24 protein-coding genes are annotated in these 23401 nt (G+C 65.5%); 12 read left to right on the forward strand and 12 right to left on the reverse strand.

Annotated features, from left to right (window positions below):
* Position 1: 1 nt before the first annotated feature.
* Together ACZ1JC_RS07740 and ACZ1JC_RS07745 are read left to right on the forward strand one after the other, a co-directional pair.
* The gene (locus tag ACZ1JC_RS07740) at positions 2 to 2401 is read left to right on the forward strand and encodes a TonB-dependent receptor (protein ID WP_465140123.1); all 2400 of its coding nucleotides are present in this window, start codon (positions 2 to 4) and stop codon (positions 2399 to 2401) included.
* Between the two features lie 38 nt (positions 2402 to 2439).
* Positions 2440 to 3183, forward strand: coding sequence for an SDR family NAD(P)-dependent oxidoreductase (locus ACZ1JC_RS07745; RefSeq protein WP_465140122.1), 744 nt, complete (start codon positions 2440 to 2442; stop codon positions 3181 to 3183).
* Here ACZ1JC_RS07745 and ACZ1JC_RS07750 read toward each other — a convergent pair.
* On the reverse strand, positions 3168 to 3647 hold the full coding sequence (locus tag ACZ1JC_RS07750; RefSeq protein ID WP_465140121.1) for a nuclear transport factor 2 family protein: 480 nt from the start codon (positions 3645 to 3647) through the stop codon (positions 3168 to 3170). The two genes, ACZ1JC_RS07745 and ACZ1JC_RS07750, sit on opposite strands and share 16 nt — an antisense overlap.
* Positions 3648 to 3678: 31 nt before the next feature.
* On the opposite strand from ACZ1JC_RS07750, the gene ACZ1JC_RS07755 reads away from it, so the two are divergent.
* Positions 3679 to 4761 (forward strand): DUF1214 domain-containing protein, encoded by a 1083-nt coding sequence (locus ACZ1JC_RS07755; RefSeq protein WP_465140120.1) that lies wholly within the window; start codon positions 3679 to 3681, stop codon positions 4759 to 4761.
* 10 nt (positions 4762 to 4771) lie between these two features.
* Here the strand turns inward: ACZ1JC_RS07755 and ACZ1JC_RS07760 are convergent, their stop codons facing one another.
* Complete coding sequence (locus tag ACZ1JC_RS07760) at positions 4772 to 5467, reverse strand: hypothetical protein (RefSeq protein WP_465140119.1); 696 nt, start codon at positions 5465 to 5467, stop codon at positions 4772 to 4774.
* Between the two features lie 268 nt (positions 5468 to 5735).
* On the opposite strand from ACZ1JC_RS07760, the gene ACZ1JC_RS07765 reads away from it, so the two are divergent.
* A complete protein-coding gene (locus tag ACZ1JC_RS07765; RefSeq protein WP_465140118.1) occupies positions 5736 to 6542 on the forward strand; it encodes a sugar phosphate isomerase/epimerase family protein in 807 nt (268 codons plus the stop codon).
* 56 nt (positions 6543 to 6598) lie between these two features.
* Here the strand turns inward: ACZ1JC_RS07765 and ACZ1JC_RS07770 are convergent, their stop codons facing one another.
* The 10 genes from ACZ1JC_RS07770 to ACZ1JC_RS07815 all read right to left on the reverse strand — a co-directional run bounded on the left by ACZ1JC_RS07770 (position 6599) and on the right by ACZ1JC_RS07815 (position 15904).
* Positions 6599 to 7564, reverse strand: a complete 966-nt coding sequence (locus ACZ1JC_RS07770) for an aldo/keto reductase (RefSeq protein ID WP_465140117.1) — start codon at positions 7562 to 7564, stop codon at positions 6599 to 6601.
* A gap of 19 nt (positions 7565 to 7583) precedes the next feature.
* Positions 7584 to 8120: a nuclear transport factor 2 family protein gene (locus tag ACZ1JC_RS07775; protein WP_465140116.1), complete on the reverse strand. Its 537-nt coding sequence runs from the start codon at positions 8118 to 8120 to the stop codon at positions 7584 to 7586.
* 4 nt (positions 8121 to 8124) lie between these two features.
* Positions 8125 to 8673 carry an SRPBCC domain-containing protein gene (locus ACZ1JC_RS07780; protein ID WP_465140115.1) on the reverse strand — a complete coding sequence of 183 codons (549 nt, stop codon included), beginning with the start codon at positions 8671 to 8673 and terminating at the stop codon, positions 8125 to 8127.
* A gap of 22 nt (positions 8674 to 8695) precedes the next feature.
* On the reverse strand, positions 8696 to 9466 hold the full coding sequence (locus ACZ1JC_RS07785; RefSeq protein ID WP_465140114.1) for an SDR family oxidoreductase: 771 nt from the start codon (positions 9464 to 9466) through the stop codon (positions 8696 to 8698).
* On the reverse strand, positions 9463 to 10962 hold the full coding sequence (locus ACZ1JC_RS07790) for an FAD-dependent oxidoreductase (RefSeq protein WP_465140113.1): 1500 nt from the start codon (positions 10960 to 10962) through the stop codon (positions 9463 to 9465). Before ACZ1JC_RS07790 ends, ACZ1JC_RS07785 begins: the two co-directional genes overlap by 4 nt.
* 70 nt (positions 10963 to 11032) lie before the next feature.
* Positions 11033 to 12070 (reverse strand): 4-hydroxy-2-oxovalerate aldolase, encoded by a 1038-nt coding sequence (dmpG, locus tag ACZ1JC_RS07795; protein WP_021234620.1) that lies wholly within the window; start codon positions 12068 to 12070, stop codon positions 11033 to 11035.
* A 19-nt stretch (positions 12071 to 12089) separates the two neighbouring features.
* On the reverse strand, positions 12090 to 13031 hold the full coding sequence (locus tag ACZ1JC_RS07800; protein WP_465140112.1) for an acetaldehyde dehydrogenase (acetylating): 942 nt from the start codon (positions 13029 to 13031) through the stop codon (positions 12090 to 12092).
* Positions 13032 to 13062: 31 nt separating this feature from the next.
* A complete protein-coding gene (locus ACZ1JC_RS07805; protein ID WP_465140111.1) occupies positions 13063 to 13866 on the reverse strand; it encodes a fumarylacetoacetate hydrolase family protein in 804 nt (267 codons plus the stop codon).
* Positions 13863 to 14678, reverse strand: a complete 816-nt coding sequence (locus ACZ1JC_RS07810; RefSeq protein WP_465140110.1) for an alpha/beta fold hydrolase — start codon at positions 14676 to 14678, stop codon at positions 13863 to 13865. The genes ACZ1JC_RS07805 and ACZ1JC_RS07810 overlap by 4 nt, the downstream gene beginning before the upstream one ends.
* A gap of 14 nt (positions 14679 to 14692) precedes the next feature.
* Positions 14693 to 15904, reverse strand: coding sequence for an acyl-CoA dehydrogenase family protein (locus ACZ1JC_RS07815; RefSeq protein WP_465140109.1), 1212 nt, complete (start codon positions 15902 to 15904; stop codon positions 14693 to 14695).
* 180 nt (positions 15905 to 16084) lie between these two features.
* On the opposite strand from ACZ1JC_RS07815, the gene ACZ1JC_RS07820 reads away from it, so the two are divergent.
* The 8 genes from ACZ1JC_RS07820 to ACZ1JC_RS07855 are packed head-to-tail and all read left to right on the forward strand — an operon-like array spanning position 16085 to position 23394.
* A complete protein-coding gene (locus tag ACZ1JC_RS07820) occupies positions 16085 to 16852 on the forward strand; it encodes an SDR family oxidoreductase (RefSeq protein WP_465140108.1) in 768 nt (255 codons plus the stop codon).
* 5 nt (positions 16853 to 16857) lie between these two features.
* Positions 16858 to 17790: a VOC family protein gene (locus ACZ1JC_RS07825; RefSeq protein WP_465140107.1), complete on the forward strand. Its 933-nt coding sequence runs from the start codon at positions 16858 to 16860 to the stop codon at positions 17788 to 17790.
* Positions 17790 to 18668 (forward strand): CoA transferase subunit A, encoded by an 879-nt coding sequence (locus ACZ1JC_RS07830; protein WP_465140269.1) that lies wholly within the window; start codon positions 17790 to 17792, stop codon positions 18666 to 18668. Before ACZ1JC_RS07825 ends, ACZ1JC_RS07830 begins: the two co-directional genes overlap by 1 nt.
* Positions 18668 to 19477, forward strand: coding sequence for a CoA-transferase subunit beta (locus ACZ1JC_RS07835; protein ID WP_465140106.1), 810 nt, complete (start codon positions 18668 to 18670; stop codon positions 19475 to 19477). The genes ACZ1JC_RS07830 and ACZ1JC_RS07835 overlap by 1 nt, the downstream gene beginning before the upstream one ends.
* 20 nt (positions 19478 to 19497) lie before the next feature.
* The gene (locus ACZ1JC_RS07840) at positions 19498 to 20400 is read left to right on the forward strand and encodes an enoyl-CoA hydratase (protein ID WP_465140105.1); all 903 of its coding nucleotides are present in this window, start codon (positions 19498 to 19500) and stop codon (positions 20398 to 20400) included.
* Positions 20397 to 21482, forward strand: a complete 1086-nt coding sequence (locus tag ACZ1JC_RS07845) for an NAD(P)H-dependent flavin oxidoreductase (RefSeq protein WP_465140104.1) — start codon at positions 20397 to 20399, stop codon at positions 21480 to 21482. The genes ACZ1JC_RS07840 and ACZ1JC_RS07845 overlap by 4 nt, the downstream gene beginning before the upstream one ends.
* Positions 21483 to 21499: 17 nt before the next feature.
* Positions 21500 to 22249 (forward strand): enoyl-CoA hydratase family protein, encoded by a 750-nt coding sequence (locus tag ACZ1JC_RS07850; protein WP_465140103.1) that lies wholly within the window; start codon positions 21500 to 21502, stop codon positions 22247 to 22249.
* Positions 22249 to 23394, forward strand: coding sequence for an acyl-CoA dehydrogenase (locus ACZ1JC_RS07855; protein WP_465140102.1), 1146 nt, complete (start codon positions 22249 to 22251; stop codon positions 23392 to 23394). The genes ACZ1JC_RS07850 and ACZ1JC_RS07855 overlap by 1 nt, the downstream gene beginning before the upstream one ends.
* Positions 23395 to 23401 lie beyond the last annotated feature (7 nt).

The raw sequence follows: 23401 nt of genomic DNA on the forward strand, positions 1-23401 counted from the left end.
CGTGAATAGGTTCCTGGCCGCTTCGGCCCTCGCCACCAGCATGTCCATCGTCGCCGTCCCGGCACTTGCCCAGGACGCGGCGCCGGGTGGGGCGCCAGATGCGGCAGCGGCTGCCCAGCCGGCGAAGCAGGAAGTGGAGATCGGCATCGGCGACATCGTCGTCACCGCCCAGAAGCGTTCGGAAAACGTCCAGAACGTGCCCATCGCCATCTCGGCGGTCAGCAGTGCCTATCTCGACAGCCGCGGCGTCGATTCCATCGACAAGCTGGGTACAATCGCGCCGAACATGAAGATCGAGCGTGCGCCCGGTTCCAAGACGGTCTCGCAGATCTCGATCCGTGGTTCGGTCACCATCAACCCTGCAATCACCTGGGAGCCGGCGGTCGGCCTCTATCTGGACGGCGTCTACATCGCCAAGGCGCAGGGTTCGATCTTCGACATCGCCGATCTGGAACGCGTGGAAGTGCTGCGCGGTCCGCAAGGCACGCTTTACGGCCGCAATGCGCTGGCCGGCGCGGTGAACCTGATCACGCGCAAGCCCAGCGGCGAACTGGGCGGCACGATGGAAATGACCTACGGCAGCTTTGACGAGATGAAGTTCCGCGGCGTGCTGGACTTGCCGAAGATGGGCATCTTCTCGGTCAAGCTCTCCGGCCAGTACCGCAGCCGTGGCGGGTTGATCGATATCGTGCCGAATCCGATCCCGAACGTGCCCGCCGCACTGCCGCCGCGCGTGAACAAGACGGACTCGATCAACAGCGGCAGCTTCATGGTGCAGGTCCGCGCCGAACTGGCGGACAACGTCACGGCGGACTACACTTACGACTACAGCCGCAGCAAGCAGACGCCGCAGCTTTCGCAGCTGCTGCAGGTGAACCAGAACGGCGATCCGCGCGATATCTTCGATCCCAATTCGCCCAGCTATCCCTTCGTCGGCGCGAATTTCCCGCTCAATCTCTACACCGATCCCAAGCGCGTCACGACCGCATCGATCAATGCCGATGTCTATGAAAAGACCCGCAGCTACGGCCACGCGCTGACGCTGACCGGCGAATTCGGTGAAGCCACGGTGAAGTCCACCACCGCCTATCGCAACCTGAAGTATGACGACGGGCTCGATCTCGACGGGTCGCCGCTGCCGGTGGCCTATACCCAGCGCCTGACCGACTATCACGCCTTCAGCCAGGAACTGCAGGTGACGGGCAAGGCACTATCCGACAAGCTGTCCTACGCGGCGGGCGCGTTCTACTTCACCGAGAAGGCGGCAACCGACAATCCGCAGAGCTATTTCGGTGGCGGCACCAGCCTCGATTCAGACTACGGATCGCACACCAAGGCTTTCGCGTTCTACACCCAGCTCGATTACGAACTGCTGCGCGGCCTGAAGCTCACCGTAGGCGCGCGCTACACGCATGAGAAGAAGGACATCCGCCGCTTCTTCCGCGTCAATTACGACGCGGCGAACGGCATCACGTCGCCCGTGGTCGTGGCCGACATTCCCTATGGCGGCGTGCCCGATGCCAAGTACAACAGCTTCACCCCCGCCGTTACGCTGGGCTATGAAGTGACCGACCAGGTCAACGTCTATGCCCGCTATGCCAAGGGCTTCAAGTCGGGCGGCTTCAATGGCGAGACCAACGTCTTCGTCGCGCCGACGCCGGAATGCCCATCGGGCGCGCTGGAACTGTGCAATCCCTACAAGCCCGAAACGGTCGACAGCTACGAACTGGGCATCAAGACCAAGACCTTCGGCAATCGCCTGATCTTCAACGTTTCCGCGTTCCGGGACGAGCATAAGGACATGCAGCTGGCGGTCTTCACCGCCGGCCTTGGCGCCGCCTCCATCGTGCGCAATGCCGGTGCGGCGCGCATTCAGGGGCTTGAGTTCGAAACGGTGTTCCATCCCATCGACGCGCTGACGCTGAACGGATCGCTGGCGCTGCTCGATCCGAAGTACAAGCGCTTCATGGATCTGGTGAACGGGGTGGAGACCAACGTGGCCGACAACCGCGCCTTCCCCCACGCGCCGAAGGTTACGGCATCGGGCGGCGCGGACCTGCGGGTTGCCGAAGGCGACTGGGGCCAGCTGAACCTCTACGCCGATGTCAGCTACGTCGCGAAGTACTACACCTTCCCCTATGCGCTGGTGACCGACAATCCGTCCGACCAGAACGCGCACACCACGCAGTCCAAGGGTCGCACCATCGTCAACTTGCGCGCCAGCCTGACCAAGCTGCCGCTGCTGGGCACCGATGCGGAACTTTCGTTCTTCGTGCGTAACCTGACGAAGGAAGCCAATCCGGGCAACTTCATCGACTTCGGCCCCAGCTTCGGCGGCATGGTCGTGGGCTATTTCCCCGAACCGCGCACTTTCGGGGTGACGGCCGGCGTGAAGTTCTGACACAGCGCCGGAAACAAGAACGAGAACGGGAGACGGCCATGCTCTTTGCAGGCAAGAAGGTACTGATTACCGGCGCGGCATCGGGCATCGGCCGCGCCACCGCCATCCGCTTCGCGGCGGAAGGCGCGGCGGTCACCATCGGCGATCGCAACGCGGCGGGTCTGGAAGAGACCGCCGCGCTGATGGCGATCGCGCCGGTGATCCAGACCTACGATGCCACCGATCTGGCATCGTGCCGCACGCTGGTGGAGGTGGCAGCCCGCGATGGGCTGGACGTGCTGTGCAACATCGCCGGAATGCTGAAGTGGGGATCGTCGGAGACGTTCTCGCTCGAGGATTTCGAACTGCTGCTGAAGATCAACACCACCAGCGTTTTCGCGCTTTGCCAGGCGGCGCTGCCGCATCTGGTGAAAAGCGGCGGCAACATCGTCAACACCGCCAGCACCGCCGCGCTTCAGGGCATTGCCTATACGATCGCCTATTCGGCATCGAAGCACGGCGTGGCGGCGATCACCAAGGGGCTGGCCATCGAATATGGGGCCAAGGGCGTGCGCGTGAACGCGATCTGCCCCGGCCATGTCGAAACCCCGATGACGCGCGACACGCCGCCGCCCGAAGGCGATATCGACTGGTCGCTGGTGATGCGCAATGCGCCCAAGCTGCGCGACGGGTCATGCTCGCCGAATGACGTGGCGAACATGTTCGCCTTCCTCGCCAGCGATCAGGCCAGCAAGGTCACCGGCGCGCTGTTTACAGTGGACGGCGGTCAGCTCGCGGGCTGATCGGGAACCAGCAGGATGCGCGCTGCCTCGCTCCCATCCAGCAGGGCATTGCGGCGGTGAACCACCCGCCAGCCATCGGCGCTGCGCCGCAGCGTCCAGCGGTTGGCGGCCACGCGATAGGGCGCGAACCCTTCGGGGCCATGGCGGAATACGACGCTGTGGCCCCGTGCGGTGGCTCTATCGCCATCGATCACCACGGCCACCGGGCCCAGCAGATGCGCGCAGCCATCGGCCATCAGCGCGCGGTGCGTATCCCCCTCTATCAGCGCGGCGATCGCGGCATGGCCTTGCGCCTGCGCGAAGCCGACCACTTCGTAGATGCCATCCTCGGCCCAGAGCGCGGCCAGCGCCTGTGCCTCTCCGGCATCGGCCAGCGGACCATAGCTGGCGATCAGATCGCGGATCGCTTCGCGGTCTTCCAGCACACGCAGCCGCGCGGCCAGCGTTTCAAGCAATTCGGACATCGTTTCTCCCATCGGAAAGGGGTTTGCAGCCATGGCGGAACAAGGTCATCTCGATAGTGTCTGGCGCCAGTTCTGCGCCGCGCTGGCGGAGGCGGGCGAAGTGCTGGCGCGGCCGGCCACGCCCATCACGCCGATCGATCAGGCGGAAGGGCTGCGCTATCTCAGCCGCCTGACGCGTACGGCGCTGAACATGTTGGTGGACTCCGCCGATCCCGATTTCCCGCGCCTGTTCATGCTCTGTGACGACAGGATCAAGATCGGGGCGGACAACCCGGACAATATCTACCAGCAATGCGTCGTCAGCCCGGACCGGACTTATCGCATCACCGGCAAGCGCAACACGGTTCCCTACTTTTCCATCGGCAGCAAGGCGAACCGCTACGCCACCGACGGCACGATGGTCTCCACCGGAGAGCTTGAGTTCGCGGACATGGAATTCGGCCCGGACGGCAGCTTCGAAGTGATCGTCAGCGCCGCGCCGCATCCGGGCAACTGGTTGCCGATGGCGCAGGACACCTCGCTGCTGATCGTGCGCCAGACGTTCGATGACAAGCGCACGCAAGTGGCGGCGGACGTTCATGTGGAGCGGATCGGCGCCGGTCCTGCGACGCCTGCCATTCTGACGCCCGCCGCGATCGAGGGGCAGCTGATGGGCGCGGCGCAATGGGTCCGCGGCACCGCCAATACGTTTGCGGACTGGTCCGAATGGTTCAAGAGCCAGTCCAACGCGGTCTATGACGGCGATCAGCAGGTGTTCTGGAAGGCCGGCGGCGATCCGAACATCTGGTACGGCCACCTCCATTTCGACCTTGCGCCGGGGGAGGCGCTTGTGATCGAGGCGCAAATGCCCGAATGCCGCATGTGGAACTTCCAGATCGACAACTGGTGGATGGAATCGCTGGATCACGTGCATCAGAAAGTCTGGGTCAATGGCTCTCAGGCGCGGTACGAGGCGGACGGCAGCGTGGTGGTGGTCTGCGCCGATGCCGATCCCGGCTTCGGCAACTGGATCGATCTGGCCGGGCATCGTTCGGGGACGGGGCTGTGGCGCTGGATCGGCGCGAAGGACTATCCGGTGCCGCGCTGCCGCGTCGTCAAGCTGGCGGAAGTGTGATTGTCCGGCGTCACAATTCGACCACGGACAGAATGTGGTCGCCGGCGCCGGGAAACACATAGTCCAGTTCGAAATGCATGCACTCGCCAAGCTGCCCGGCCTTGATCAGGTCGGTCTCGATGAAGACCTGCACGCCATTGCGACCATAGGCGAAGCGGGTGCAATCGCCGAACACCGGGGATGCATCGAGCCGCGCGTCGACGGCGGCATCGCCGCGCCGTGCGCGGTTGGCGGTGATCGTGATGCGGCCGCGAAATTCGGGATCGTTTTCGGCCAGATCGCGCAAGGTCAGCACCATATCCTCCAGATCCTCCAGTGAGGGGACCAGGAAGCCAAAGTGGAAGCTGGCCTCCGGATCGGACGCCAGCATCGCGCGGTAGGCGCCCACTGACGGGTTCTCCTGCGGGGTACCGATCCCCAGCGCCGCGTGCATGGCCGCGATCAGCCGCACTTGCGGTTCGGGCAGGGCGGAGAGGTAGACGATCCCGTCCCCCCGCGCGAAATGGCCGGAATTGACCACGAAGCGGTAGAAGTTTCCGTGGGGCAGGGGCAACATCTGGGTTTCGACCAGCCCCAACAGCGACAGCAGCCGCGCGGCCGCCGGGCCATCCCCAGCCGGTCCATAATGCAGCGCCAGATGACCCATGGTGCGACCCTCGGGGCTGGGCAGGGCATTCGTCGTATCGTTCGCGGGCACCAAGGCCATGGCAGCGTCCTCTCGGCTTGTCGTCCTGCCATTCGCTCCGCGCTTGGGTGTCTGCTTATCGCGTCTGGAGGATGCAGGCAATATTATAAGTGAGCACTTACAATCAAAAACGTGCTTATTTTCTCGCTCGACGGACAATGAGCCAGGATGCGCGGAAATGCAATGTTTGCGTATCGTGGGTGCTCTAAAAAATCTCCATCACAACCAAATGAAGAAAATTATCGATCTTTGCGTATTATGCGAAAGCCGTCCGCGCTATCGCTAGGGCATGACCACGCGACTCGCCCTCGATCACATTACGGCGGTGGATGCCACTCCGGTCCAACTCGCGCAGACGGCGCAGGCGGCCGGGTGCGACGGGATATGCCTGTTCATGGAACCCATGGCGGTTCTGCCGCTGATGCCGAAATTCGACATCATGGGCGACGCCCGCGCACGTGCCGACTTCAAGCGTGTCCTGCAGGATTGCGGCGTCTCGCTGGACCTTGCTTATCCCTTCACCTTGGCCGGCCGAACCGACCCTGACGGCTTCGAACAGGCGCTGGAATGTGCGGCGGAGCTTGAGGCGGGCCTCATCAATGTGCTGGCCTACGACCGTGACCCGGCAAGGCGGATCGATGTGTTGGGCCGCTTCTGCGAACGGGCGTCGGTGCACGGGCTGCGTGTTGCGGTCGAATTCTATCCGCCGTCGCAAGTGCGCTCGCTGGCGGCGGCGCTGGACCTCGTGCGCGCGGTCGGGCGGCCGGGGCAGGTGGGCGTCAATGTCGATCTGCTGCACCTCATGCGCTCCGGCGGAACGCTGGCGGAGCTGGCGGCGGCGCCGGCCGAATACATCCTCTATGGCCAGCTTTGCGACGGCCCCATGATGGCGCCGGACGACCTCGATGCGGAAGCCTCATCTGCGCGGCATTTGGCGGGTGAGGGAGATTTCGACCTTCCCGGCTTCGTACGCGCTTTGCCCATAGGCACGCCCCTCAGCGTGGAAATTCCGCGCAATCACGCCATCGCCGAACCGCGCGAAGCACGGGCGAGGCGCGCGGTCGAAAGCGTGCGCAGGGCCCTTCCCGAACAATAAAAACGGCGGGGAGCCTCCCCGCTCCCCGCCGTTACCTAACCCGCGGTCTAGGTGGGTCAGGCCGCGTGGAGCTGGGCCAGCTCCGCTGCGGAAAGGGTAAGCGCCGCCGCCTTGACGCTTTCGGTCACTTGCTCCGGGCTGGAGCCGCCGAAGATCGGTACCGTCTGGTCGGGTTGGTTGGTGAGATAGGCGAGCACGACTTCGTTGATCGAAACGCCGTGCCGTTCCGCCAGCGCCTCTGCAGCGGCAAGGCGGGCGTCGTTCGCAGGATTGGCATAGCGCGCGGTCAGTTGCTCGCCGAGGTCGGCGCCCTTGGCCCGCTTGGTGAAATAGCCACCGCTCTGCGCGCCATAGGCCAGGATCGGCAGCCCGGCGGCGTGAACGCCTTCGTATTCGCCCTCGTAATAATGGACGTAGCCCTGCTGCGCGGCGGCGGCGACATCGGGCACCGCCAGTCCCCAAAAGGTTTCGGAAGCGACGAAGCCGGGCTTGCCGATGGAGGCGGCGTAAGTATTGGCCGCCCTGATCCGCTCCGCCGACCAGTTGGAAGCGGCGAAATGGCGGATGCGCCCCGCTTCCTGATGGCCGATCAGCGCATCGACGATGACCTCAACCGGTGCATCCTCGTTATCCATGTGCAGGAAATAGAGATCGACCATGTCCACGTCGAGGTGATCGAGGCTTTGCGCAAGATCCTGCGCCACATCCTCGGGCGTGCAGCGGTTGCGATAGTCGCCCTTGCGCAAGTCGAAGAAGCCGCCCTTGGTGGCGATCACGAAATCGGCCCGGTTGCGCGTCTTCAGCCATGCCCCCAGCGCACGTTCGCTGGCGCCGGCGGGCGCGTCCGGCATCCAGTCGCCATAGGACCGGGCGGTGTCGATGAAGTTGCCGCCAAGCGCCGCGAACCTGTCCAGAATCGCGTTCGAATGATCCTGATCGATCATCCAGCCCAGCATGTTGGTGCCATAGCACAGCGGGCTGACCGAAAGATCGGTGCCGCCCAGAGTCACGCGTGAAAGCATAGGAAGTCTCCCCTGTCGGTCAGGCGACCGTGTCCCACTGGATGAGGTGCGCGATGTCGGTGCGATCGGCGGGTTTCAACCCGGTCTTCGCCAGCCGGTGCGCCGTGAATTGCATCCCGGCCGCGATCGGCTGCACCACTTCGATCACCCGGTCGTATTCGGTGCTGGCGACCTTCCACTGGCCGCCTTCGCGGCGATAGCGGTCGCGATAGATGGCGGTGCCGAAAGTGTGATCGCCGCGCTCGATATCGATGAACACGTCTTCCAGATACCACACGCCTTCGGCCGAATTGTCGCCGGTCAGGGTGATTTCCGGGCTGTGCCCATGGTGCATGGCCAGCGCGCCCGAATGGAACGAGTTGGCCAGGAACGTCATCATCTCTGCCTTGCCGGCAAAGGCCACGCGGTAAGTGCCGCCGCGATAGTCCACGGCGATATCGTCGGTGAACAGCCCTTCCAGCAGCGCCATGTCGGCCGTGTCGATGCCGCGGAAATAGCGGTATTTGAGCATGCGAATCTCTTCGAGATCGGTCAGTTGCTGAAGCGTCATGGCCATGGTGTCAGTTTCCTTGAGTTTCGTTGGCCCAGAGCGCTTCGGCGCGGGCCTTCAGGGCGCGGGCGCTGTCATCGAAGGCGCGCTTGACCCAGGGGCCGGCAAAGCGGTGGACGTGAATGCCGTTCATGCCGAGAAAGGCGTCGGTAGAGGCGTAGCGGCAGGATTCAGGCCCACTCGCCGCGATCACCTGATCGCGCCGCGCCGGGTAAGGCCATTCGCGCGACCACGGCAGCGACCATGAGAGCAGCCGCTCCGGCTCGAAACCGCAGACGAATTCGCAGTTGGGCACCAAAGTGCCGGGCACCGCATAGTTCACCAGCGCCATCTCGACCGGCGCGCCCATTTCCAATGTGGAACGGGCGCGCACGCAGAAGGGGTTCCAGTCGGCATAGGCGTCCAGATCGGTCAGTACCTGCCAGACCACGCGGGCAGGCGCGGCGATCTCCACGGTTTCGCTGACGGTCACCGCATCGGGGTCCAGCCCCTCCAGCGGGTCTTCGGCCAGCGAGCGCGCGGTCTTCATCCAGTCGAGGGCGATCCATTCGGGCAACATAGGCATCTCCGCGTCCATTACCTCAGGGTGCGACCCAGTCGCCGCCGTTGACGTCCAGCGCGGCGCCGGTGATCTCGCTGGCATAGTCGGACAGCAGGAACAGCACGGCCTTGGCGCAATCGGCGTCGGGCGGGATGCGGCCCACCGGGATCTGCGCGATGCGTTCCTTGCGGAAGGCTTCGGCGCCGTCGCCCAGCGTTTCCAGCCAGGTCTCCAGCGGCGCGCCCATCATCCAGCCCATCAGCGCGGTATTGACGCGGATGCCCGTTCCCGAAAGTTCGACAGCCAACTGGCGCGTCATCTGGTTCAGCGCCGCCTTGCCCATGGCATAGCCGCCTTCACCGGGCATGGGCTTGCGCGTGGCAAGGGTGGAGACGTTGACGATCGCGCCCGCCCCTTGCGCCTTCATCGTCGGGATCACCGCCTGCGCCATGCGCAGGCCGCCGATCGCGATCACGTCCAGCGCGGTGCGCAACTGGTCCAGGTCATGGCTTTCCAGCGGCTGCCAGTCCGGGTGATAGTAGGCCGAGTTGGCCAGCCCATCGATGCGGCCCCACTTCGCCAATGCCGCCTCTGCCAGTGCGCGGCACTGCGCCATGTCGGCGACGTCGCAAGGCACGGCGATGGCTTCTCCGCCGTCTGCGCGGATGTCGGCGGCCAGCGCCTCGATGGCATCGCGAGAGCGGGCCGAGACGACCACGCGCGCACCGTCGCGCGCGGCGGCGCGGCAGAGCGCTTGCCCCATGCCGGGGCCTGCGCCGGTGACGATGACGACTTTGTCCTTGAGGATCATGCCAGTTCTCCCCCCGTTACAGCTTTCAGTGCGACTGTTTCACCGGCCACTGCGCTGCCCGCCTGCCGTCCGAAGAAGGTGCAGTCGGCCAGGCTGAGGCCCGAGCTATAGCCATGCCCCCATGCCGGCAGGCCCGACGTGCAGCGCCCGGCCGCGTAGAGCCCCGGAACCGGCCGCTCGTCCCGGCCCAGCACGCGTCCGTCCAGATCGGTGTGCAGCCCGCCGAGCGTGAAGAACGAGAAATACGAACTGTCGAAATTCAGTTCGAGCGCCACGAATGGACCTTGATCGAGCGGCGTCAGGATCGGCGCCTGCTTGTCGAACAGCGGATCGCGGCCTTCGTGGGCATGGCGGTTGTAGAAGGCCATCGTGGCTGCCAGCGTGCCTGCTGGCATCTCCAGTTCGGCTTCGACCTCTTCCCACGTCTCGCCCGTCGCGGCGATGGCAATGCGCGCGATTTCCAGCGGCTGCACGAAATGCGCCATGTCCAGCAGCAGGAACACCTTGCTGCCCGGCTGGTCCAGCATCGTGCGGCTGACCCGGCCGTGGTAGCAATCCTCGTTGATGAAGCGCTGGCCCTGCTCGTTGACGAAGACGCCGTAGGCGTGGCTCTCCGGCATCGTCCAGGGGCAGGTGGTGAAGAACTGGTCCATGTGGATCGCATCCCCACTCGCCCCCATGCCGAGCAGGATGCCGGTGCCGTCGTCCTTCTCGCCGATGGGATCGTGGATCTTGCTGGTCAGCGGGGCATAGCGGCGCAGCATGTCGGGATTCATCGCAAAGCCGCCGGTTGCCAGCACCACGCCCTGGCGCGCGCGGACGAAGCGGTTGGCATTGTCGATCCGGGCGATCAGGCCGACGATGTGCCCGCCTTCTTCGATCAACGCCACGACGCGGGCGTCGGTCATCACGTGGACACCGGCATCGCGGGCGCGGGCTTCCAGAATGTCCACCAATGGGCGTCCGCCGCCCCAGCCCATGTGCTGGATCACATGGCCGCGCGGGGCCGGTTTGGCGTGATCGCGAAATGGCGCCGCCGCTTCGCTGCCGGACCAGATCAGGGTGGAATCGTCCGTCGGCTCGATGTGCTTTCCGGGCAGGAAGTTGCCGCGATAGGGCACGCCCTGCGCCTTCAGCCATTCGTAGTGGGCCAGGGACTCGCGGGCATAGAGGTCGCACTTCGCCTCGTCCGCGCAGGGGCCGCCGGCCATCTTCAGATAGCGGGCAAAATCCTCGGTCGCGTCCTCGAACCCGGCGCTGCGCTGGGCATCGGTGCCGCCGCTGCCGCCGATGTAGATTTCCCCGCCGGACAGCGCCGAAGCGCCGCCGCTGCCCGAATTGCGCTCGAACAGCAGGACTTCGGCCCCGGCACTGCGCGCCTCGATCGCGGCGCAAGCGCCGGCCGCGCCGAAGCCGACGACGGCGACGTCCGTCTCATGATCCCAACGCGGCACGTCCGCGGCCGGGAAGGGCTTGTGCAACGATATTTCCGCCATGGTTCTCCCCCGGCATCCTCTCTCGGCAGTGCGCCCCCGTCTTTATGCGGGGGCTGCACCTCTTGGACTTTCAGGCCGTCTGGGCTTTCAGCATGTCCAGCGCGACATCGACGATCATGTCTTCCTGACCGCCCACCATCTTGCGGCGGCCCAGTTCGACCAGGATCGTGCGGGTATCGAGGCCGTAAGTCTCCGCCGCCTTCTCCGCATGGCGCAGGAACGAGGAGTAGACCCCGGCATAGCCGAGCGCGAGCGTCTCTCGGTCGACGCGGACCGGGCGGTCCTGCAGCGGCCGCACGAGGTCCTCGGCCGCATCCATCAGCGCCATGACGTCGCAGCCGTGGTTCCAGCCCTTGCGATCGGCGGCGGCCACGAAGACTTCCAGCGGCGCATTGCCCGCGCCCGCGCCCATGCCCGCCAGCGAGGCGTCGATGCGTACCGCGCCTTCCTGCGCGGCGACGATCGAGTTGGCGACGCCCAGCGAGAGGTTGTGATGCGCGTGCATGCCGCGCTGGGTTTCCGGCTTCAGCACCCGGTCATAGGCGGCAAGGCGCGCGGCCACGCCGTCCATGTCCAGCGCGCCGCCGCTGTCGGTAACATAGACGCAGTGCGCGCCGTAGCTTTCCATCAGCAGGGCCTGCGCGGCCAGCGCCTCGGGCTCGATCATGTGGCTCATCATCAGGAAGCCGGACACGTCCATGCCCAGATCGCGGGCGATGCCGATGTGCTGCTTCGAAACGTCCGCCTCGGTGCAGTGGGTGGCGACGCGGACCGAGCGCACGCCGATGTCATAGGCGCGGCGCAGTTCCTCCACGGTGCCAAGGCCCGGCAGGATCAGCGTGGTGAGCACGCTGTTTTCCAGCACGTCGGCAACGGCTTCCAGCCATTCCCAGTCCGTATGCGCGCCGAAGCCGTAGTTGAAGCTGGTGCCGCTGAGGCCGTCGCCATGCGCCACTTCGATCGCGTCCACGCCCGCCTTGTCTAGCGCAGAGGCGATCGCGCGCACATGGTCGATGCCGTACATGTGGCGGATGGCGTGCATCCCGTCACGCAGCGTCACGTCCTGGATGTAGAGCTTTTCGCCCGCATCGACGTTGAACTTGCCCATTGTCGTAAACTCCTGCGGATCAGGCCGGGGTCGCGGCGGCCATGCGGCGCTCGGCGAGAAGTTCGCCGGTGGCCTTGGCGGCGGCGGTCATGATGTCGAGATTGCCGGAATAGCTGGGCAGGTAATCGCCTGCGCCTTCCACTTCGAGCAGGATCATCGTCTTGATCCCGGTGAACACGCCCATGCCGGGGATTTTCAGCGGGTTGTTGTCGCCGAAGCGTTCGAACTGCACTTCCTGCTTCAGCCGGTAGCCGGGCACGTATTTCTGCACTTCGGCCACCATGTCCTGCACCGACTGGCGGATGGCGTCCTCGTCCCCGCCTTCGGATAGGGTGAAGACGGTGTCGCGCATGATCATCGGCGGTTCGGCGGGGTTCAGGATGATGATCGCCTTGCCCTTGGTAGCGCCGCCCACGGCTTCGATAGCGCGGGAGGTGGTGCGGGTGAACTCATCGATATTGGCGCGCGTGCCCGGCCCGGCGGAGCGGGAGGAGACCGATGCGACGATTTCCGCATAGTGCACTTTGCCCACGCGGCTGACGGCGGCGACCATCGGGATCGTCGCCTGTCCGCCGCAGGTCACCATGTTGACGTTGGGCGCGTCCAGATTGGCCCGCATGTTGACCGGAGGCACGATGAACGGCCCGATGGCGGCGGGGGTCAAATCCACCACCTGGATGCCGTCGGCGCGCAGCGCCTCGTCATGCACTTTGTGGGCGTAGGCGCTGGTGGCGTCGAAGGCGATGCCGATTTCGGGATAGCAGGGCAGCTTCTTCAGCCCCTCTATCCCCTCATGCGTGGTGGCGATGCCGTGCTGGCGGGCCATGGCAAGGCCTTCCGAAGCGGCATCGATGCCGACCACGGCGGCGAGTTCCATGTTCTGGGGGTACTTGATCATCTTCATCATCAGGTCGGTGCCGATATTGCCCGAGCCGATGATGGCGGCCTTCACGCGTGCCATGGTTCCGGTATCCTTACAAAGCGGGTAATTCTCAAACAAATCGAGCCTGGCAGCGGCCGATGGCCTGGCCGCCCGCCGCGGGGTTCCTGTCGGAGAGGATCATTTCGAAGCTGTCGCCCTTCACCGCGGGTGCGAGGGGGACGAGCGATCCGGACAGGATCACGTCGCCCGCATCCAGCGTGACGCCATAAGCGCCCAGCGTATTGGCCAGCCAGGCCACCGCCTGCGCGGGATCGCCCTGCACGGCATGGCCATAGCCTTCCGAAAGCGGCTCTCCGTTCTTGGTGACGGCCACGTGCAGGCCCGGCAGATCGAACGCGCGCGGGTCGAGCCGCTCTTCGCCCAGCACGTAGACGCCGCAGGAGGCATTGTCGGACACGGTATCGACGATGCCGATCTTCCAGTCGGTAATGCGGCTGTCGACGATCTCGAAGCAGGGCACCACGCTCTCGGTCGCCGCCAAGACCTGTTCGGCGGTGACGCCGGGGCCGGAGAGCCCTTCCTTCAGGATGAAGGCGATCTCCGCCTCCGCGCGCGGGGCGATCAGCGCCTTGGCGTCCACATCGATATCGCCTTCGACATGCATCCAGTCGGTCAGGAAGCCGAAGTCCGGCTGGTGCACGCCCAGCATGTCCTGCACCGCCTTGCTGGTGACGCCGATCTTCTTGCCGACGACCTTTTCGCCATCGGCCAGCCTCCGCCTCAGGAAATCGAGGCTGATGGCATAGGCATCGTCCACCGTCAGCGCCGGATCGCGCGCGATCAGCGGGGAGAGGGTGCGGCGTTCGCGCAGGGCTTCATAGAGTTCCTGCCCGTGGCGTGTCGCGACCGTCATCGCAGGAACTCCACGACATAGCGGTTGAACTCCGCCGCGCGCTCCACCTGCACCCAGTGGCCGGTGTGGGCGAAAGTGATCGCGCGCACGTTCGGGCAGCGTTCCAGGAAGAGGCGGGCGTGGCTTTCCGGGCAGAACTCGTCGTTCAGCCCCCAGAGCACGAAGACCGGCTGCGCAATCCTGGCAAGGTGGGGGCTAAGGTCGGGCGTGCGCATTCGCACGATCACGTCCTTGGGCTGGGTGCGGGCCACTTCGAAGCGTTCGGCCACCAGTTCCTCGGTAATGAGGTGGTGCGCTTCGGCGTGGAGCAGGTTGCCGATCAGGCGGCGTTGCTCGTCCAGGTTGAAGTCCGGCCCGCCGAAGTTGGAGACCATCTTGGCGATGCCGGGCATCACGAAATAGGCTTCCCGCTCGGCAACGCAGCCGGGGGCCATCAGCACCAGCTTCTCGGCGAAGGCAGGATGGTCCAGCGTCATCTGCAGGGCGATGCCGCCGCCCAGCGAGTTGCCCACCAGCACCGCGCGTTCGATGCCGTGCGCCACCAGCGCCTCATGCAGTGTGTCGGTGAACAGCTGCAGCGTGTAGTCGATCCCCTCCGGCTTGGATGAGGCGCCATAGCCGATCAGGTCGGGCAGGATAACGCGGAAGCCCGCCGCCACGAAGGCGTCGATATTGCCGCGGAAGTTGGATCCGCCCGATGCGCCCGGCCCGCTGCCGTGGATGAACACCACGGCAGGGCCTTCGCCTGCCTCCTGGATCTGGATTTCGTGGCCGCCGCTTACGCGGTGACGGGCCGTTTTTAACGTCGCCATCGTGTCGCCTCCCCTCAAAGGAACGTGAAAGTGGGCGCCTGACCCAGCATCCCGCCGACGAAATCGGTCGTGCGGTTGTTCGGATCGTTGGCGACGTGGGCGCGGCCGGCGTGAAGATCGAGCCAGGGCTGGATGATCTCGCTGGACATATAGACCGCGCGGCCACCCAGCAGCTTGACCATGTCGTCCACCAGTTCGGCCATGCGCCGCACGACCGAGGAGGAGTTGTAGGCGTAGCGGGTGCGCTTCTCCATCGGGATCTCCTCGCCGCGTTCGGCATGGCCCATCAGGTCCTCGAACGTCAGGCGCAGGGTCTGTTCCATCTCGGTCACTTCCGCTTCCGCGCGTGAGATCGCGGCGAGCAGGAAGGGATCGTGCTTGGATGCCTTGCCGGTGTTGGTGGAGATGCGGCTCTGCGCGATGTCCATCGCCGCATTGATCGCCGCGCGCGCGCCGCCGAAGGCCGCGGTGGAGACCGAACGGGTGAAGACCTGCGCCCAGGGCAGCGTGTAGAGCGGCCCCGGATTGGTTTCCTGACCGGGGTTGGCGCAAAGGAATCCGTCCATCGCGCGGTGCGTGCGGTATTCGGGCACGAAGACATCGTCGACGATCACGTCATGGCTGCCGGTGCCCTGAAGGCCGAAGACGTGCCAGGCGTCGGTATCGATAGTGTAGTCGCTGCGCGGCAGCAGGAACGCGCGCATGTCCGGCGCGCCGCCCGGCTCGCTGGGCGGCACCAGCGCGCCCAGGATCACCCATTGGCAGTGGACCGATCCGGTGGAGAAGCCCCAGCGGCCCGACAGGCGGAAACCGCCGTCCACCGGCGTGACTTTGCCCACCGGCTGATAGCTGGACGAAGCGAGGGCGGAAGTGTCCTCCCCCCAGATCTCGACCTGCGCCTCTTCGTGGAACAGCGCGATCTCGTAAGGGTGGCACCCGACCACGCCATACATCCAGCCGGTGGACATGCAGCCCTCGGCCAGAGTTTTCTGCACATCGAAGAAGACATTGGGATGCATTTCATAGCCGCCCCAGCGGCGCGGCTGCAGGATGCGGAAGAACCCGGCTTCGTGAAGCTCGGCAATCGTTTCTGCCGGAACGTCGCGCTCTGCGACGCAGCGGCGGGCGCGTTCCTTTAACGTGGGCACCATGGCGCGTGCACGGGCAACCAGATCCTCGGGACTGGGCACGGCGGCGTCGGACGGCGCGGAGGCTGCGCTGGCCATCTTTGCGATCTCTCCCTTCATTCGAATCAATTTACGCCCTTTGGCGCTACATTCGTAATTTGAAATGGCACTCGATACGCAAATCGTCAATTGAAAACCCATTCCGCTTTCGATATTGCCAAATTCGAATCTGATGCAGGAACGAATCTTGCAATCGGACAACGAAGGGAGAGAGGCCCCGTGAAGGGCAGGCAAGAGATCGATCTTTCCGGGCGCGTGGCGATCGTCACTGGCGGTACGCGCGGCCTTGGGCTGGCGATGGCGCGGATGCTGGCGGACAGCGGCGCGCATGTGGTGGTGTGCGGTCGCAACCAGCCCGACGCGCTGCCTGCCGGGCTGGAGTTCCGCGCCGCCGACATTCGCGAGGCCGATCAGGCGCGCGCACTGGTGGAAGGCGTGGTCGCCGATCATGGGCGACTCGATATTCTGGTGAACAACGCCGGCGGATCGCCGCAGGCCGATGCCGCCACCGCCAGCCCGCGCTTCTTCGATGCCATCGTGCGGCTGAACCTGCACGCCGCCATGTACATGGCGCAGGCCGCGCACGCGCCGATGCGCGCGGTGGGCGCCGGCAGCGTGGTCAATATCGCCAGTGTTTCGGGCATTCGCCCGTCACCGCAGACGGCCGCTTACGGCGCGGCCAAGGCGGGCCTGCTCAACCTGACGCAGAGCCTTGCCCAGGAATGGGGCCCGGACGGCATCCGCGTGAACGCGGTGATCGTCGGCCTGATGCAGACCGAAACAACCGACGCGACTTACGGCGATGCCGAAGCGCAGGCGGCGGTCGGCAATTCGCTGCCGCTGCGCCGGATGGGGCGCGGTGAGGATATCGCCGGCGCGGTTCTCTGGCTCTGCTCCGATCTGGCGAGCTGGGTGAGCGGCGCCCGCATCAACGTCGATGGGGGCGGCGAGCGGCCGTACTTCCTCGACCTCGTGAAAGGAAACTGACAGCCATGGGTATCAAGGCGCTCGGTTACGTAGTGATCGAAACGGCCAAGCCCGCCGAATGGGATGCCTTCCTGGCCGACATCGTGGGAACGATGCGGGCCGGGAATAGCGACGGCGTTGCACTGTACCGGATCGACGACCGCCCGTTCCGCTTTCGCATCGAAACCGGAGAGAAGGAACACTTCCGCGCCGCCGCCTACGAAGTGGGCGATGCGCAGGAACTGGCCGAAGTTCGCGAAAAGGTGGCGGCAGCCGGCCGTCCGATCGAGGAAGGCACTGCCGACGAAGCGCGCGAGCGCGGCGTTGCCGCCTTCTTCCGCACCAGCGATCCGGCCGGCAACGGGCTGGAGTTCTTCCAGGGTGATGTGCGCGATGACGTGGCTTTCGTCTCGCCTGCGGGCGTGAGCGGTTTCGTCACCGGCGACATGGGCATGGGCCACACGGTCTTCGCCGCGCCGAACTTCACCGAATGCCACGAATTCTATCGCAGCATCGGTTTCCACGACACCGACATTCCGCGCTTCCACTTCAGCGACGCGGCGGACGATCCGGGCATGGGCTTTGCCTTCATGCACGCGGACAACGGCCGCCACCACTCGGTCGCGCTGGGCGAGATGCCGATGCCGCCGTCGGGCTGCGTCCACCTCATGCTCGAAATGAAGGCGCAGGCGGACGTGGGCAAGTGCCACGACCGGATGCGGCTGGCCAAAGTGCCCGAAAGCGCCTCGATCGGCCGCCACGTCAACGATCAGACCTTCGGCTTCTACATGCAGTGCCCCGGCGGCTTCGATTTCGAGATCGGCGCCGATCCGCTGGTGATCGACCCTGCCAGTTGGGAGCCGACCGCCCATCTCGTCCCCAGCGAATGGGGCCATGTCTGGGCCTGGCAGAAGGCTCTCGAAGAACAGGACCAGAAAGAACAGGAAAAGGGGGCGTGATGCTCGACAAGCGCATGAGCGCGGCGGAAATCGTCGCGCAGATAAAGGACGGGATGACCGTCGGGATCGGCGGCTGGGGGCCGCGCCGCAAGCCGATGGCGCTGGTGCGCGAACTGCTGCGTTCGGACGTGAAGGACCTCACCGTGGTCGCCTATGGCGGCGCCGATGTCGGCATGCTCTGCGCGGCGGGGCAGGTTCGGAAGCTGGTCTTCGCCTTCGTCTCGCTCGACGCGATTCCACTGGAACCGTGGTTCCGCAAGAGCCGCGAAAGCGGCGCGCTCGAAGTGCTCGAACTGGATGAAGGCATGTTCCAGTGGGGCCTGAAGGCCGCCGCGTTCGGGCTGCCGTTCCTGCCCACCCGCGTCGGCCTCGGCACTGATCTGGCCGCGCTGGGCGGGCTGAAGACGGTGCAGAGCCCCTATGACGATGGCGAGACGCTGATCGCGATGCCTGCGCTCAAGCTCGATGTCGCGCTGCTGCACGTCAACCGCAGCGACTGGCGCGGCAACGTGCAGGTCTTCGGGCCGGATTCCTACTATGACGAGTGGTTCGCCAAGGCAGCCGCGAAGACTTTCGTTTCCTGCGAGGAACTGGTCGACCGGATGGAGGACCATTACCCTGAGCAGGCGCGGGACAACCTGTTCGAACGCTGCTTCGTCAGCGGCGTGATCGAAATGCCGGGCGGCGCGCATCCCAGTTCGATGCCCCCGCACTACGGCTGGGACATGAAGGCGTTCAAGGCCTACGCCGCCGCCGCGAAAGATCCGGGCGACTGGAGCGCGGTGCAAGACCGTTTCGTCGGCGCGGACGAGGCCGACTATCTCAACAGCATTGGCGGAAAGGAGGCGGTGGCGGCTCTCCCGCTCCCGATATTCTGATGACCCAGGTAACAACGATCAGCACGATCACACTGGCAGAACTCTGCATTTTCGCGGCCTCGGAGGCTTTCCGGGGCAATGGCGAAGTGATCGCCACCGGCGTCGGCCCCGTGCCGCGCCTTGCCGCCGGGCTCGCCAAGCTGACGCACAGCCCCGAACTGATGATGACCGATGGCGAGGCCTATCTGGTGGAGCAGCCGGTGCCGATCGGCCCGCGCGCCTATGACGATCGCAAGCCGGCGGGCTACCTGCCGTTCTCGCGCTTCTTCGACAGCGCGGTATGGACCGGCCGCCGCCACGCGATGGTCACGCCGACGCAGCTGGACCGGTTCGGCCAGATCAACCTCTCGTACATGGGCGGCACCTATCGCCAGCCCAAGACGCAGATGCTGGGCGTGCGCGGCTTTCCGGGCAACACGATCTACCACGCCAATTCGTTCTTCTTCCCCGCGCATGGCCCGCGTGTCTTCGTGCCGGGCGAAGTCGATATGATCTCCGGCGTCGGTTACAATCCGGCCAAGCGCGTGGCGGGCGGCAATTACTCCGGCGTGGACCTCAAGAGCATCGTCACCAACCTTTGCGTGATGGACTTCGGAGGCACGGACAACGCGATCCGCGTCGTCTCCCTGCACCCCGGCGTCACGTTCGACGAAGTGCAGGAAGCGACCGGCTTCGCGCTTGAAAAGGCGCCGGAAATCACCGTGACGCCGCTGCCCGGTGCAGAGGCGCTGGCAGTGATCGCCGCGCTCGATCCGCACGACATCCGCGCCACCGTCATCAAGGACAACCCGCCGGCCGTCAGGGCCTGAGCGGGATCGGGAGAGGCACCATGAGCGACGATCTGGTCGAACCGAAAAAGGTCGAGATCACGTACGAGACCGACAGCCCCGTACTTTACGAGGTGCACGGAGCGGTCGCCTGGGTGACGCTCAACCGGCCGGACTTCAACAATGCGCAGAACGGCCAGATGACTTATGCGCTGGACGATGCCTTCAACCGCGCCGTGCAGGACGATGCGGTGAAGGTCATCGTGCTGGCGGGCAATGGCAAGCACTTCTCCGCCGGGCATGACATCGGCACGCCGGGGCGCGATCTCCACAAGGCGTTCGACAACCGGCTGATGGTGCCGGGCCACGTCAACAAGCCGGCGGCGGAGCTGCTCTATACCCGCGAGCAGGAGCAGTATCTGGGCATGTGCCGCCGCTGGCGCGACATTCCCAAGCCCACTGTCGCCATGGTGCAGGGGGCCTGCATCGCCGGCGGGCTGATGCTGGCCTGGGTCTGCGACCTGATCGTCGCTTCGGAAGACGCGTTCTTTCAGGATCCGGTCAACCGCATGGGCATTCCCGGCGTCGAATACTTCGCCCACGCTTTCGAACTGCCGCCGCGCGTCGCCAAGGAATTCCTGCTGCTGGGCGAGCGGATGAGCGCGCAGCGTGCCGAACAGTTCGGCATGGTCAACAAGATCGTCGCGCGTGAGAAACTGCGCGAGGAAGCGGCGGCAATGGCCGCGAAACTGGCCGCACAGCCGCGGCTTGGCAACTGGCTGACCAAGCAGGCCGTCAACCATGTCGAGGAACTGCGCGGCAAGCGCACGGCGATGGATACGGTGTTCCACATGCACCACTTCGCCCATGCCCAGAACGATCTGGTGCAGGGCAATTCCATCGCCGGCCTCGACGGCCGCGCCATGGCTGCCGCGAATAAAAAACAAGCGGGAGAGGGTAAATGACCGACCCTCTCCGCACCATCCTTGTCGAGCGGCTGGGCTGCAAGGTGCCGGTGATCCAGACTGCGATGGGCTGGGTGGCCGAACCCTCTCTGGTCATCGCCAGTTCGAATGCAGGGGCCTTCGGCTTTCTGGGCGCGGCGGTGATGACGCCGGACGAGGCGCGGGCGAAACTGCTGGAAGTCCGCCGCGGTACGGATCGGCCCTTCGGCGTCAACTTCCACAGCTTCCAGCCCGGCGCGGACAAGATCGTCGAGCTGATCCTCGAAAACCGCGAACAAGTGCGCGCCGTCTCGTTCGGGCGCGGTCCGAATGCGAAGATGATCGGCGCGTTCAAGGATGCCGGCATCCTTTGCATCCCCACCGTCGGCGCGCTGAAGCATGCGCAGAAGATGGTCGAACTGGGCGTGGACATGGTCAACGTGCAGGGCGGCGAGGGCGGCGGCCACACCGGATCGGTGCCGACCACGGTACTGCTGCCGCAAGTGCTGGACGCGGTGCAAGTGCCGGTTATCGCCAGCGGCGGTTTTGCCGACGGGCGCGGACTGGTGGCGGCACTGGCTTACGGTGCGGTGGGCATCGCCATGGGCACGCGCTTCCTGCTGACGCAGGAAAGCCCGGTGCCGGACAGCGCCAAGGCCGCCTACCTCGCGGCCTCCACCGACGGCATCGTCGTCACGACCAAGCTGGACGGCATTCCCCAGCGCATGGTGCGCACGCGGCTGATGGACCGGATCGAGAAGTCCGGCCCGCTGGCCATGTGGCTGCGCGCGCTGGAGGCGGGCCGCGCGATGAAGCGCCAGACCGGCGCGTCGTGGGGCGATTTCATCGGCAGCGCACGCGGCATGACCGCGCACGGCGCGATGCCGCTGAAGCAGGCGATGATGGCCGCCACCATGCCCATGCTGATCCAGAAGGCGATGGTGGAAGGCGATATCGAGAACGGCGTGATGGCCACCGGCGTCGTCGGCGGGCGCATCCGCGAAGTGCCGAGCTGCCAGCAGCTTGTCGACAGCATCATGGCCGAGGCGCGCGAAAGGCTTGCCGCGCTCGGCGTACCCGCGGCCGCACCCGTTACGGCCTGAACGGAAGAGGACCACCCATGCCGATTACTTGCACCATTCAGGACCGGATCGCCGAAATCGTCTTCGACGTGGCGCCGGTCAACGCCTTCGACAGCGAGACCTGGAACAGCCTGCCCGCGATCATCAACGAAGCGGCGCGCAATCCCGAAGTCCACTGCGTGCTGATCCGTGCGGAAGGGCGCGGCTTCTGCGGCGGCGTGGACATCAAGGAGATGCAGGCGCACCCCGAACGCATCCCGCTGCTCAATCGCGGCAACTACCTGACCTTCAAGGCCATTCACGAGGCGGAAGTGCCGGTAGTGGTTGCCGTGCACAAGTTCGTGATCGGCGGCGGCATCGGCATCTGCGGTGCATCGGACACGATCATCGCGGCGGACGACGCCTATTTCTCGCTGCCGGAAATCGATCGCGGCGCCATGGGCGGCGCCAGCCACATGTCGCGCATGCTGCCGCTGCACAAAGTGCGCGCGGCCTTCTTCACCGGCGGCAATATCCCGGCGCAGGAAGCCTATCGTCTGGGCGCGGTGGAGATGGTGGTCCCCCGCGATCAACTGGAGATCGAGGCCCGCGCTTTCGCCGCGCGCATCGCCGCCAAGTCCCGCAAGGCACTGGTGATCGCCAAGGAAGCGCTGAACGGGCTGGAAGCGCGCGACGTCGATCGCGGCTACCGCTGGGAACAGGGCTTCACGCTCGAAATGTACATGCATGAGGACAGCCAGAAATCGCGCGATGCCTTCGTCGAAACCGGCAAGGCGGCCTCGTTCTGATGGACCTGTCCTACACCCCCGAACAGCAGGCCTTCCGTGCCGAAGTGCGCGCATGGCTTGAGGCGCACGTGCCGGCCGAGCCGCTCGAACATTTCGACGCCACGCGCGAAGGGTTCGAAGCGCACCGCGAATGGGAACGCACACTGAAATCCGGCGACTGGGGCATGGTCACCTGGCCCAAGGAGTACGGCGGGCGCGGGCTGGACCTGATCGAATGGCTGATCTTCGAGGAGGAATACTACCGCGCCGGCGCGCCTGGCCGGGTCAACCAGAACGGCATCTTCCTGCTGGGCCCCACCCTGATCGAGTTCGGCACGCCCGAACAGAAGCAGCGCTTCCTGCCGCCGATGGCATCGGGTGAGGAAATCTGGGCGCAGGCCTGGTCCGAACCGCAGGCGGGGTCTGACCTGGCCGGCGTGCGCGCGACGGCCGTGCGAGACGGCGACGAATACGTGCTGAACGGCCACAAGATCTGGTCCAGCCGCGCGGTCTTTGCCGATTGGGCCTTCGGCCTGTTCCGCGAACCGGGGAGCGAGCGGCACAAGGGGATGAGCCTGATCTTCTTCCCCCTCGATGCACCGGGCGTCACCGTCAACGCGATCCGCAAGATCAACGGCCATGTCGGCTTCGCCGAAATCTTCCTGGAGGACGTGCGCGTCCCCGCCTTCAACCGGCTGGGGGACGAAGGGCAGGGCTGGCATATCTGCATGGCGACCGCCGGGTTCGAACGCGGGCTGATGCTGCGCAGCCCGGCACGCTATCAGGTCGCCGCCGCCGCGCTGGCCGGGCTGTGGCAGGACCACAAGCAGGATGCCGATCCGGTTCTGGAAGCCGATGTCGTGCGCGCCTTCATGAATGCCGATGCCTATGCGCTGTCGATCTACCAGACCGCATCGCGGCTGATGGCGGGCGCGAAGATCGGGCCTGAAGCATCGACCAACAAGATCTTCTGGTCGGAACTGGACATCCACCTGCACCAGACCGCGCTGTCGATCCTCGGCCCTGAGGCCGAACTGGTCGCCCAGCCGGGCGAGCATGACTGGCTGGACGATTACATCTTCGCCCTGGCCGGGCCGATCTACGCCGGATCGAACGAGATCCAGCGCAACATCATTGCCGAGCGCATGCTCGGCCTGCCGCGCTGAGGGAGGG

The sequence above is a fragment of the Sphingomonas sp. BL-S-28 genome, assembly GCF_055521515.1.